The organism is Paraburkholderia sp. EB58, assembly GCF_050436665.1.
Classification (GTDB): domain Bacteria; phylum Pseudomonadota; class Gammaproteobacteria; order Burkholderiales; family Burkholderiaceae; genus Paraburkholderia.
In genome coordinates this window covers 14,215-26,953 of record NZ_JBNDMQ010000051.1, presented here as the reverse complement: position 1 = coordinate 26,953, position 12,739 = coordinate 14,215, and the positions used below count along the sequence as shown (strand labels likewise).

Annotated in this window: 7 protein-coding genes; 2 read left to right on the top strand and 5 right to left on the bottom strand. The window is 60.6% G+C overall.

Annotated features, from left to right (window positions below):
- Window positions 1–35 precede the first annotated feature (35 nt).
- Window positions 36–413 carry a response regulator gene (locus P3T40_RS40600; protein ID WP_429273323.1) on the top strand — a complete coding sequence of 126 codons (378 nt, stop codon included), beginning with the start codon at window positions 36–38 and terminating at the stop codon, window positions 411–413.
- A gap of 188 nt (window positions 414–601) precedes the next feature.
- Entirely contained in the window at window positions 602–1,576 is a 975-nt protein-coding gene (locus tag P3T40_RS40595) for a LysR family transcriptional regulator (RefSeq protein WP_429273322.1), read from the top strand.
- Between the two features lie 33 nt (window positions 1,577–1,609).
- Here the strand turns inward: P3T40_RS40595 and P3T40_RS40590 are convergent, their stop codons facing one another.
- The 5 genes from P3T40_RS40590 to P3T40_RS40570 all read right to left on the bottom strand — a co-directional run bounded on the left by P3T40_RS40590 (window position 1,610) and on the right by P3T40_RS40570 (window position 12,590).
- Complete coding sequence (locus tag P3T40_RS40590) at window positions 1,610–7,141, bottom strand: trifunctional serine/threonine-protein kinase/ATP-binding protein/sensor histidine kinase (protein WP_429273321.1); 5,532 nt, start codon at window positions 7,139–7,141, stop codon at window positions 1,610–1,612.
- A gap of 416 nt (window positions 7,142–7,557) precedes the next feature.
- The gene (locus P3T40_RS40585) at window positions 7,558–9,099 is read right to left on the bottom strand and encodes an efflux transporter outer membrane subunit (RefSeq protein ID WP_429273320.1); all 1,542 of its coding nucleotides are present in this window, start codon (window positions 9,097–9,099) and stop codon (window positions 7,558–7,560) included.
- A complete protein-coding gene (locus P3T40_RS40580; RefSeq protein ID WP_429273319.1) occupies window positions 9,096–10,172 on the bottom strand; it encodes an HlyD family secretion protein in 1,077 nt (358 codons plus the stop codon). Before P3T40_RS40580 ends, P3T40_RS40585 begins: the two co-directional genes overlap by 4 nt.
- A gap of 12 nt (window positions 10,173–10,184) precedes the next feature.
- Window positions 10,185–11,810, bottom strand: coding sequence for an MFS transporter (locus P3T40_RS40575; RefSeq protein ID WP_429273318.1), 1,626 nt, complete (start codon window positions 11,808–11,810; stop codon window positions 10,185–10,187).
- A gap of 105 nt (window positions 11,811–11,915) precedes the next feature.
- Window positions 11,916–12,590 carry an antibiotic biosynthesis monooxygenase family protein gene (locus tag P3T40_RS40570; protein ID WP_429273317.1) on the bottom strand — a complete coding sequence of 225 codons (675 nt, stop codon included), beginning with the start codon at window positions 12,588–12,590 and terminating at the stop codon, window positions 11,916–11,918.
- Window positions 12,591–12,739 lie beyond the last annotated feature (149 nt).

Below are 12,739 nucleotides of genomic sequence, written 5' to 3'. Positions count from 1 at the left end.
CTTTCCGAATCCTTTCGATGCTCTGCGGACTCGCGATGAAATCACAACGCTCTGCTGCAGTTATTGGGGTGGTGGACGATGACGAATCCGTCCGGATGGCGATATCCAGTTCGCTTCGTTCAGCGACCTGGAAAGTCGTTGCCTACTCGTCCGCCAGCCATCTGCTAGGTGACGCGCGCCGGTCGCAACTGAAGCTTGTTGTCGCGGATATTCACATGCCGGACGTGGACGGTTTCGGGCTGCTCGAGTCGATCAACCTATGGAAGCGGCCGGTTCCTGTCATTTTCATTACCGCCTACGCGACGCAGGAACTTCAGGAGCGGGCTCAAGCCGGCGGAGCCGCCGGTTTCTTCTCAAAGCCAGTGGACGATGCGGGACTGCTCGCGCTGATTGGCAAAATACTGCAGAAGTAGCCTGACGGCCGCGCAGTCGCGCACGTCGAAGAAACTCCGTCACGCTGCCGCTTGTTCAAAGCATCCGAACGTATTAGACGAACATGCGACTGCACAACGCATCACACCACATCGGACGATAGAATCGCGCGGCGTTCGCGCTTACCCTTCAATCCACTCTCTTCGTGTCTTTGCCTGCGAGGTGCAAGATGGATCAGCTTTACATGTTGCGTGCATTCGTTGCGGCCGCGCGGTATCAAAGTTTTAGCAAGGCCGCCGATTCCCTGAATGTGACCACCGGGTCAATATCGAAAGCGATCGCCAAGCTCGAGGGGTGCATCCAGACAAGGGTCTTGCTCAGGACAACCCGGTCCGTCTCTTTGACTGACGCGGCACAGCCCTACTATCTGAGTTGCTGCCGCTTGCTTGAAGAACTCGATGAAGCGAACCGTCGCATTTCGCAGGAGCATGAGGTCAACGGCGGCAGGCTGCGGCTTGTCGTGCATCCCATGTTGATGAGCGAAACGTTCTCCCGCCTGGTGCGGCGCTATCGCGCGATCGCCCCCAATGTGAGTCTCGTTGTTTCGGTGCAGGATTCCGCGACGAATCTGTATGACGGCCGGTTCGACATAGCGATTCTTCCGCCTCATCTTGTGGAGCAATCCGCCGTGATTCGCCGGACGCTATGCAGGTCGCCGCGCATTCTCGTCGCTTCACCCGCTTATCTGGAGCAGTACGGTATGCCCGAAACCGCTTCGCAGCTCGCCGATCACTTTCTGCTGGTCGACCCCGAGTCGAGGAAGAAGAGCGCGGATTTCATCGAACTGCATGAGGGTGGCCGCAGAGTGAGCGTGTCTCCCATGTCGTCGATGGACGGTAACGAAGTGCTGCTGCGGGCGGCGGCACTAACCGGGACCGGCATTGCCACCTTGCCTGAAACCATGGTTGGCGAAGATATCGACATGGGACATCTCGTGCACATCCTGCCGGCATGCACGACCGCGGACGGCAATGTTGAAATATGCCTCTTCTATTCGCACCGCGAACTGCTCCCGGCGCGGCTCAGGACGTTTGTCGATTTCTGCGCCGAGTTTTTCAGAGCGCCGGGACGGCCTGTCGCTCATGCGGCAATCAGGATTTCGCAACCGGTGAACCGTGATGAGGACCTCGAAACGATGTCGTGACGTGCTGTTGTTACGTGCTGTCATGACACTTCGTCAGCGTATATCGCGTTTCGCAGGATCGTTGCCCGGATGCAAGCCGTTACCTTGCGCGGGCAACGTGAACTGGAAGGTGGCGCCCCGCGGGGAGTTCGACGTCACCCATAACCGCCCGCCGTGACTCTCCACGATCGAGCGGCAGATCGGCAGTCCCATCCCCAGGCCGTTGGATTTGGTCGTGAAAAATGCCTCAAAGACGCCTTCCAGATGTTCGGCGTCGAGCCCTGGTCCAGAATCCTGCACGGTCACGCAGAGTTCGTTGGCGCCGCTCCTCGTGGTTCGGATCAGAAGCGTGCGCTCGCCGTCCTTCGTTGCGCTCATCGCTTCAAGGGCGTTGATCATCAGGTTGAGGATCACTTGCTGCAGTTGTACGCGATCCCCCTGGATCTGCGGCAATCCCTCCACCAGTTGCGTGACGAGCTCGACACCATGCCTGCTGGTTTCGCTTTGCATGAACGCGATCAGTTCAAGAATCGTTTCATTGATATCGAGGCCGTCTTTACGCCGCGGCTCCTTTTTGAAGAACGCGCGGGTTCGGTCGACGATGGTATTGGCGCGCTCGCTATCTTCGACAATCCGATTGAGCGCCTGACGCGCTTCGCCGAGATTGGGCGGATGGGCCGCCAGCCAGCGCAAGGCCGCACTGGCATAGGCAATCGTCGCGGTGATGGGTTGCTTTACTTCGTGAGCAATCGAGGCCGATAACTGCCCCATCGTCGCCACGCGGTTTGAGTGCGCCAGTTCCATCTGGAGTTCGAGATAGCGTCGTTCGCTGTCGCGCACTTCCTGTTGCGCCCGCTTCTGGTCAGTCAGGTCGATGATGAAAGCGACGCCCTGACCCACGCGGTCGCCAAACGCCGCCGGCCCGATCAGCACGGGCACCCGGCGGCCATCCTTGCGGAGATATTCTTTCTCGAAGGGCTTGGCACTTCCGGTAGCCTTCAATTCGGCCTTCGCCAGTTCGTCGCGTTCACGCCACTCAGGCGGCGTCAGATCGGGCCAGCGGATACGCCCTGAGAGGAGATCTTCGCGGCTGTAACCCACGATCCGCAGAAACGCATCGTTGGCTTCGACGACGTTGCCTTCAAAGTCCCAGATGTGGATGCCGATGATGTTGGAGTCTACGAGGCGCCGAACCTTTGCCTCGCGCTCCTGAAGATCGGCATAAAGACGGGTGTTCTCGAGCGAAATAGCCGCCTGCGACGCGAGCAGATCGAGCAGCGCCGAGCGGCGCGCGGTAAAAACATGCGAAGTGGCCGTGTTCTCGAGATACAGCAGCCCGCCGAGTTTTCCCTGTCTGACAAGAGGCAGGCAAAACAGCGAACGAGTCGCGCCGCTTGCCACGTAGCTGTCCTGAGAGAACATATTGGGCACCAAAGCGTCGTCGATAATCACGCTCTTTTGCGTGTGAATCACGTAACGCAGAATGCCGGCAGGCACAGCGGAATGGGCCAGCGGCTGCCGGCTCAACTCTATGCCGTTCCCATTGACGCGCGCCTCTGCCTCGATCCGGTAACCTTCCGGCTGCTGCGGCACGACCAGGAGGCCACGATCTGCGCCGGCGATCTGCAGCGCAATCGCCATCAGGCGCTCGATCAGCCCGGTCAGCTCAATCTCGCTGGAAAGCGCTTGAGACGCCTTGAGCAACGTCGCGGCGTCGAACTGCCGCCAATCGAAGCTGAGTGTCGACGTCGTCGTACTCGCGTCCTGATTGGCGAGGCGGGGGAACTGCTCGTCGAGCTGCGCGACTTTGCCGTCCGCGCCCCAGACGGTGAAGCAATGACGCGCGTTGCGCAAGTACGCATCAGCGCTCGTCCTGAGACCGGTGCCAAGATAGAAACGACCCGCAAGTTCGTTGGCGATGCCTTCGTGCTGTAGAAAGCCGCTTTCATGAGCGGAGTGGACCGCCTCTTCGTAGAGGCGAATGGCGTCGAGATCGCGCCCCTCCAGACGCGCGAGCTCCGCACACACCAGTGCGTAGCGGTTCTGATAGTTCTCTGGACAATGCTCGGCCCACATTTCCAACTTCTTCAGCTTCGCTGCCAAAATGCGCCCATAGACTTGCTGCTGTTCCTCGGATGCCTCGGGATACAGCGCCGTCAACGTGAGCACGTGAAAGAAGTGATAGGTCGCCTCGATCGACAGTGCCATGACAGAACTAAGGACGGCTTCCGCCCGATCCGCAGCCTCCAGCGCGTCGGCATACCGGCCGTCAAGGAAGGCAAGCATGACCTTGATGATGCGATAGACACCGATAGCACAGCCGAAATTCGATTTGATGATGGCCTCGAAGCAAGCTGTTTCGTCGAACGTATCGTCGTTCAGCCTCAACGTTTCGCTCGTCTTGCCCCGCAGACTGAGGACGAATTGCCGCTCGACGCGAATCAACTCGTAAACGGCGTCGTTATGGCTCTCGCGCATGAGCGCAGCGTACTTTTCCGCTACCGACTGCACGTCCTCGAGGGCGCCCCCTTTCTCGATGGTCTGCCAGACCGCGTTGAATGCAACGTTGCCTGCGAAAACGAAGTCGCCTACTTCCAGACACGCAGCGGTCGCCCGTTCGAGAACCGGTAGATTAGTCGCAATGTGGCAGCGCCAGAAATTGACATGGGAGCCGTACAGGTGAAGCAGCTTTCCATACAGGCGCCGATTGCCGAATTTTTCGTTCAGCTTGAGCGACATTTCGGAAAACTGCACCGCGGCGGGGATATCGCCGATCAGTGAGACCAGCATCAACGCGTAATTGCCGAAAGCAAAACTCGAGTTTTCGGTGTTGCCGTGCCGCAAAGAGAGGTTGGCCGCCTTGAGCGTGATGAGTGGATAAAACGCGGGCCGTGCGGCAAAGGCGCAGTTCATCGCCTGAAGGAGAAGATTGACGATCGCAAGGATCGCAGGATCCGTCGCGACAGGTGTCTCGACCAGTTCGCCGATGCGACGCTCACCCTGAATGGCGCGAACGTCGCGCAAGCCATCATGGAAGGCCGCCTGGATGTCCTGATCGTTCTCTGGAAAGACGATGCCGAAATCGCGCAGCGCAGTGAGCGCGACTTCGAAGCTTTCGTCATATCTTCCGGCGAGCTGATACAACTCGATGCGCAGGCTGAAAACCTTCGCACGATCGAGACTGGAGCGCGCCTCGGCGAGCATCATGTCGGCCAGCGCGTCGGCTTTCGCAAAATCGCCAACCAGATATTCGCACTCCGAAAACGCGAGATAGAGGTCGAACGTGCTGTCATAGCGCTGCGTCCACGCATCGGGCGGCAGCAGCGCGACACCCTGCGCCAGATAGCTGCGAGCCGCCGCGTAGGCCGTCGAATTCATCGCGCGCCTGCCCGCGATGAGGTTCAACGCGACGACCTGCTCACGTTCAGTCTCGGTGACGATCAGCAACGCGCCGCGATTGAGATGGTTGACGATGTCGAAGATGGCATCTTCAAGCGCTTCAGGCGCGGTCCGCGACACCAGCGCCCGGCCAATCCGCAGATGGGCGGCGGCGCGCTCGTCGGCGGGGATCAGCGCATAAGCGGCCTCCTGCACGCGATCGTGAGCGAATTCATAAGCGTTGGCCACGCGCAGAACGAGACCCGTCCGCACGGTTTCCCACAGGTTCGCGTGCATCGTCTCCTCGGACCCGCCCTGCACCCACGTCAGTGCGGTGACTTCGGCGACGTTGCCGAGACACGCTAGCTGCCCCAGTGCGTCTTGCGTCCGGCGAGGCAAGCGGCTCAGCTTCGCCGCCATCAGATCGGCGACGTTCTCGGTAAAGCCCTTCGCATGAATACGCGGCAGTTCCCAGCGCCACAGCGCGGCGCGGTGGTCGAAGGTAAGCAGGTCTTCATCGGCGAGCGCCGTCAGAAACTGGATCGTGAAGAACGGATTGCCACCCGTCTTCTCATGCACCAGTCGTGCGAGCGGCCGGGCCGTCGCGCTGTCGCAATGGAGCGAATCCGCTACGAGTTGCGTCACGCTCTCCGGCATCAGCGGCGCGAGTTCGATCTGCTGCACCTTGCCTTCGGCGCGGCTGATCGACTCGAGCGTGCGCGCAAACGGATGCGACGCATCCACCTCGTTATCCCGGTAGGCGCCAACCAGTAGAACATGCTTCACATCCGGATGCGTGACGAGGTGGGCGAGCAGGTCGAGCGTCGCCGTATCGACCCATTGCAGATCGTCGATAAACAGCGCGAGCGGATGCTCAGGTCGCGCGAATACGCCGAGAAAACGTCGAAATACCATCTGGAAGCGGTTCTGCGCATCCTGCGGCGGGAGAGCGGGCGCGCTCGGCTGCTCGCCGACAATCAGCGCAAGCTCGGGGATCAGATTCACAATCAGCTGACCATTGGGCCCGAGCGCCTCCAGAAGCGCGTGCCGCCACGGCTCGACTTCTGCGTCGCTCTTGCTCAACAGGTTGCGCACGAGCGACTGGAAGGCTTGCGCAAATGGCACATAGGGGATGTCGCGTTTGTACTGGTCGAATTTACCGGACGCAAACAGGCCGCGTGGCGGCACCAGCACCCTGTGCAACTCGTTGACGACCGACGATTTGCCGATACCGGCATAGCCGGCGATCAGCACGAGTTCAGCCCCCGCGCCGGCCACGATACGATCGAACGCCGTCACAAGCGCTTCGATCTGTGCCTCGCGTCCGTACAGTTTTTCGGGGATCAGCAGCCGGTCGGACGCGTCGTGCGCACCCAGTGGGAACGGGTCGATGCGGTGATACGCCTCCCATGTAGCAAGGCACGACCGGAGGTCCGCCTCGACACCCGCCGCGGTCTGGTAACGGTCCTCAGCGGCCTTGGCGAGCAGCTTCAGAACGATGCCCTCTACCGCCGCCGGAATCCCGGCGACGCGCTCGCCCGGCGGTCTCGGCCTGCGCGCGATGTGGCAATGAATCCATTCCATCGCATCCGACGCCGTGAACGGCAGCGTCCCGGTGAGCATCTCGTACAGCGTGACGCCGAGCGAGTAGAGATCGCTGCGCGTGTCGATCGAGCGGTTCATGCGGCCGGTCTGCTCGGGCGCCATATACGCGAAGGTCCCGGCAACGATCTCCGGCGGCGCGGGCGGCTGATGTTCGTGCGGCAGCTGCGAGGCGATGCCGAAGCCCGTGAGCCGCACGTTGCCGTTCCCGTCGACGAGCACGTTCGCCGGCTTGATGTCTTTGTGCACGAGACCGCATCGATGAACGTGGCCGACCGCCCGCGCCAGATTCGCGGCGATGCGCAAAAAACGCGTGAGCTCCAGTGGACGGCCGAGCGAGCGATGCAGAGGCTCGCCGCCATCGTCATCGAGAACGAGCATGGGCGGCTCTCTGCGGCGGTAGAGCGCGAGGGGCTGAGCCGCCCAACTGGAATCGAGCAACGGGGCCAAGCCGTATTCGTGCTCGAGGCGTGAAATGCTGTGCGAGGCCGTGCGCGTGGCGACCAGCGCGAGCACTGAGACAGGATGGCTGGGTCTTCGAGCGCGAAAAAGTGAGAAGTCGCCGTCATCGTGCAGCGGCTCCAACTCATATCCGGTGAGATCCACAATGGACTCCCCTGTCGATCGGAGTTAGTGCTTCGGCTGTCGACCAGAGTTCGCGTTTTAACGCGTTACTCTGGTCCCATGCAAAACTCTCACTCCGGTCCCATGCAAAATTTGCGGCAAAGCTAAACAGCGAACTCCATTCAGAAATTATTTACCGTGCCTCTCGCCTTTTCGGCTACCGCTCACACCGCCATTCAACAGATCATTCAGGACAACGGGTGACCCGCCATGGTGCAGGAGACGAAACCGCCGTCCCACTTATTGGATCACTGCCAGCGCTTTGCGCGCCTCGGATCCGGCGCACCTCCCGCTAATCGCCATAGGCGATGCCTGTTGAACAACAATACATGGCATTGCTCATTAAGTACACGGCGAAGTGCGATTTTTTCCAACCTACGGCTGCCTCCGTGCCTCCATCAACGCGAGGCATATGGATTGCTGTAAGTCGATTCCCAGCCGCCGCCGAGCGCCTTGCACAGCGTGATGAGATTCGCAGCAGCAGTCGCCTGGCTTTGTTCGAGGTTGCTCTGGGCGTCGAGTAGTTGCTTCTGCACGTTCAGCACGTCGAGATAATCAACCGCCCCACCCTTGTAGCGCTGCTGCGCGATCGAAAGCGCGCGCTGGTTCAGCGTAACCACCGCCGTCAGCTTATCGCGGCGCAGCTGCTCGGCATCGTAGACGACCAGCGCATCATCTACCTCACGCCAGGCCTCAAGTACGGTGTGCTTATAGTTGATCGCGGCTTCCTGTTGTTGCGCCTCGCGCAGGTGCAGTGTGCCCTTGAGGCGCCCGCCCTCGAAGATCGGCATCGTGATGGAGGGTCCGACAACAAACTGTCCGGACGCCCAGTTGGCGAGGTTCGAGAGCTGAAGACTCTGGAAACCCGCGCTGCCATTCAGGGATATGCGCGGGTAAAAGTCGGCCTTCGCCACGCCGATCGACGCCGTGGCCACATGCAACTGCGCTTCCGCCTTCCTGATATCGGGTCTGCGTTGCACGAGTTCCGACGGAAAGCCGATGGGCACCTGTGCAGGCAGCTCGGGCACGTCGTGCGGCTCGCCGAGCGTTTGCGCAAGCGCGCCCGGCTCTTCGGCGAGCAATACGCCAATCGCGTTGATCGTGGTCTCGCAGCGCGATTCGAGCGGAGGAATCAGGCTTTCGATTGATGCCACCTGTGCGGAGGCGTTGGCCACGTCCAGATCCGTCGTTACGCCTTCATGCACCCGTATCTGCGTGAGCTTCGTGGTATTGCGGGCAATCTCAAGGTTCTCTCTCGCGATCCGCAGCAGCGACTGGGTATCGCGCAACTCAATATAGTCTCGGGCGAGCTCGGCACGGGCAGACAGCAACACTGCGTTTCGATCATCGAAAGAAGCCTCGGACATGGCAGACGCGGCTTCGACCCCGCGCCGAACTCCGCCCCAGATATCGAGTTCCCAGGAAGTATCGAAGCCGGCTTGATAGAGGTTATAAGCCGGCGAACCCGTCGGGCCCGGCAACGGCGCCACGCCAAGCGGCGTTGCACCCGAAGCGGATTGCGACTGCGTTCCGGTTGGGCTCACCCCGAGCAGCCCCAGAATGCCGTTAGGACTTCCGCGCTCGCGGTCGTACGACGCAGCGCCATCTAGCGTGGGATATTCCGCCGCGCCCGCCACGCGCTGTTCGGCCCGGCTTTGGCGAAGGCGCGCCGACGCCGCGGCCACATCGAGGTTCGCATCGGCCAGTTGCTGTTCGAGCGCGTTCAAGGTGGGATCGTTAAACAGGGTCCACCAGTCTGAATTGAAACCCGTCTCGACAGCCTTGCTCGATGCCTGAGCAGCCTGGGTACGATCGAAGACCTGCGGCGGCGTGGACGTCGTTGGACGTTGAAAATCTGGCCCGACGGTGCAACCCGCCATCACAACGCACGCCAGTATCTCCACCACTAACGCGCGGATGGAAAAGCCGTTCGCATTCATTTTCCCTCTCCCCCTTCGGCCAATGCTTCGCTATGCTGACCGACGGTGACTTCCGTTTCGACCGAAAGCCCCACGCTCAACGCAGACGCTGCTTCTTGACCCCGGTCAATGGCGATCTTGACCGGTACGCGTTGGACGATCTTCGTGAAGTTGCCCGTCGCATTGTCCGGTGCGATAGGCGCAAAGGCCACGCCGGTGGCGGGAGCGAGACTATCGACACGGCCGTGAATCACCACGCCCGGAAAGCTGTCGACCTTGATCCGCACGCTTTCGCCAGGCCGCATGTGGGTGATCTGGTTCTCCTGGAAGTTGGCGACGACATAGGCCTCGGAAAGCGGTACGATCGCGAGAACCGGCGCGCCAGGCGTCACGAATGCGCCAACCCGCGCGGACCGCCGCCCAACCTTGCCGTCGACCGGTGCGCGAATCTCCGTATAGGACAGATTGAGCCCGGCCTGCTCGAGCGCCGCTTCGGCGCGTGCGAGTGCGCCGGCCGCCTTGTCGCGCTGGGTGTTCAATACGTTCAGGTTCTGCTCAGTCGAGCTCAGCACGGCTCCATCGTGAGCCTGCTGGGCGAGTTGCTCGGCGAGCGTGCTCGAAGCGTGCTGTTGCTCCTGAGTCGTTCCCGCGCCCGCTTCCGAGAGGTTCTGGTACCGCGCGGCATTCGCCCGCGCAAACTCGATCGACGCCTCGTCGGATTTGAGCGTCGCGCGCGCCTGCTCGACAAGCGAAGGCTGCCGTGCAATCTCGGCGTCGTAGTTCGCGACGGACGCCTTCGCCGCAGCCACGTCCGCTTCTGCGCTCATCAATGCGGCCTTGAAGTCGCGGTCATCGATACGCACCAGTAATTGCCCGGCTTTGACCGACTGGTTGTCCTCGACGAATACGTCGGATATCTGACCGGCGACACGCGGTGCCACGAGGGTGAAATCGGCCCCGACATAAGCATCGTTGGTTGACTCGGTATTCGAGCCGCCTGACAGTCCTGAGCAAGCCCATACGCCAACACCGACCGCGACGACCAGAGCGACCACCGGAATTATTTTGAGGGGAGATCGAGCAACGGATGACATAATTAGCGTCCCTTAACGAGAAGAGGGAGGCGTAGTGCACCACGGCGGATAAATACGCACGGGTAACACTGGCACCAGGAAAAGAGTGGCGAGGGCAATGCCCGCGATGACGCGATAGAGATCCGCCGAAGTCAGTACCACGGCCTGCTCGTGAATCCGGTGTGCAAGTTCGCCGAGACCGTGAACTGCGTCGATACTTTGGCTCGTCACGAGGGCGTGATTGCCCAACTGGTCCACGAGCATGTTCGAATGGAGACGTTCGCGATCGGTGCCCAAGCCTTCGATAAGCGCCGTCGCCACAGCCGCGGAAAACGTTTTGATCGAGTTGAACATCGCCGAAGCAAACGGACCGTCGGTCGGGGCCAGGTCCGTCGTCACGCCCATCAGGATTCCCAGGATCACCATCGGTTGCGCGACGATCTGGATCGATTGAAGCCAGTAGAAATCGTTGCGGATCCACTCGGACGTGATGAAGCTTCCCATCAGGCACGTGGTGATCATGAGGCACAATCCAATCGCCATGACCCAACGGTGATCAACCCGCCGCAGATTCAGGACGGCAGCCGTCAAAGGAAGCGCGATCAATAGCGGGATCGCCACCAGCAACGACAAGGGCGCAGTCTGCAGTGGCCGATAGGCGTGAACCCTCGCGAGATATTGGCCAGGTATCGCAGCCACGCCAACCAGCAGGATGACCGCGCCCACGAGTGTCATCAGTCCGTGCGTAAAGTTTCTGCGCGACAGCAACTGCAGCTTGAAAAAAGGCAGCGGGTGAAACCACTCGTTGACGAGAAAGGTCGCAAGCAGCAGCCCCCCTCCGACAAACATCACGCGAATGAAATCGGAATTGAGCCAGTCAAGCCGATCCCCTTGCAGAAGGCCGATCACGAGCATGGCGACGGCGGGAAAACCCGTCAGAAAGCCGGTCCAATTGAATGCCTTGAGTCGTTCGAGCTTGAGCGGATCGGGCGGCAGCCCCTGCTGGATCGCCACGCAGACTGCGAGGCCGAGCGGGACGATTTGCCAGAAGGCCATTTGCCAACCCACATATTCGGTCCACAAAGCGGCGAGCGGCGTGCCGACTGCCGGTCCAAAGGTCGCCGTAAGCGCGTACCCGGCGAGTCCGTACAGTTTCACTTTGGGCGGAAGATAGCGCAGCGCCACGATGATCAACATTGGGGGAAGGCATCCGCCAGCCATCCCCTGCAGGACGCGCAACACATAGAGCGTATGCAGGTTCGGTGCGAAGGGGCACAGGAAACCGAAGAGCATCGTCGCGATCACGGCGCCGATCGTGAATCGCTTGAGCGTGAAGGTGATCCCAAACCACGGAGCAAACACCATCGTCGTGACGTTAGCCGCTTCGAACAGCGTGGTCAGCCACGTTCCATCGTCATGCCCGATCGAGAGCGCGCCCTGAATGTCCGCCAGCGATAGGGCGGTGACCTGTTCGTTGAGGATGGCCAACAGCGATGCAAAAAGCATCCCGATGAGGCCAATGGCTAGACGAAGCGAAAGCGTGGCTTGTTTGGGCACAGGCTGTGCGGGAGTTGCTGTTCCCAGCACAGCAGCGGGTCCCGGCGACTGCGCGACATTCAGCGCTCCCGCTCCCGTTGATAAAGAGTTACCTGTAGTCATAGAGGTCCCGTTGCTACTTATGTTTGATAGGGCATCTAAACATCGTGGCTGGAGGACCCGTGCAAATCGGGGATCCTCCACCACCGATAACGCAATGCGGCCGTTTTAGGCCATCGGTTGCGCCTCTTTAAAGAATTGCGGCGCTTCCCGGCGATCGAACATTCCGTACTCGCGGACGATGCGGATATTGCGCAGGCGCGAGACATCCGGCGTCGCTGCATCGCCGAGGAATGCTTCAGCTGCTGCATGGTCGCGCCACGTCACCACCGCGATCACGTCGCCCGATGTGATCAGGTGATCGAATACGTCCCACGAAACGAGGCCAGGCGCGTTTGTATCGATGCCAAGCGCTTTCGCCACTTCTTCTGAGAGAGCCTGCTTGACCCACTCCGGCGAGAACTTCCCATCGTGCAGCGTCACCGCCGTGCCCTGCCCGACCTCGGTGACATCCAGGCGCTGCTCACGCAAGACCTGTCCCGCGGGTACCTGGGTATCGCTGACGGTCTGACCGATGCGCAAGCGATAGTCGGAAAACACGCGATCACGCGCAGCCTGCATGATCTTGTGGTGCGTTTCCTGGCTGCGCCAGCGGATGAGCGACTTCTCATCGCGCCAGCTCGACAGTGAAAGAAGCCATCCTTCGCGTGTGAGACTGGCGTAGCGATTGTTGTCGATAAACCCATCGATCTTCTCGAGTTCAGGGCGTAGCATCTTGGCCATGCCGAGATAGGCATCGACTTGTGCGGGTATTGGGTGAACTTCAAGCATGGCGGAGAACATAAGCACCTCTGTGTTTAGTCAGCCTTACGACGTGCAGTGATTGTCCAGGATAGCGCCAATGCATTGGAGTCCAAGCTGGTTGGTATTGGGCCAATGAGTGAGCGAATTTTGCCAGGCGGCCATGGAGGTCCTGATAACCATCGCTGCCT

Coding starts and splice junctions, on each gene's coding strand:
- P3T40_RS40600 (WP_429273323.1), top strand. CDS start 36: ATGAAATCACAACGCTCTGCTGCAGTTATTGGGGTGGTGGACGATGAC.
- P3T40_RS40595 (WP_429273322.1), top strand. CDS start 602: ATGGATCAGCTTTACATGTTGCGTGCATTCGTTGCGGCCGCGCGGTAT.
- P3T40_RS40585 (WP_429273320.1), bottom strand. CDS start 9,099: ATGAATGCGAACGGCTTTTCCATCCGCGCGTTAGTGGTGGAGATACTG.
- P3T40_RS40580 (WP_429273319.1), bottom strand. CDS start 10,172: ATGTCATCCGTTGCTCGATCTCCCCTCAAAATAATTCCGGTGGTCGCT.
- P3T40_RS40575 (WP_429273318.1), bottom strand. CDS start 11,810: ATGACTACAGGTAACTCTTTATCAACGGGAGCGGGAGCGCTGAATGTC.
- P3T40_RS40570 (WP_429273317.1), bottom strand. CDS start 12,590: ATGTTCTCCGCCATGCTTGAAGTTCACCCAATACCCGCACAAGTCGAT.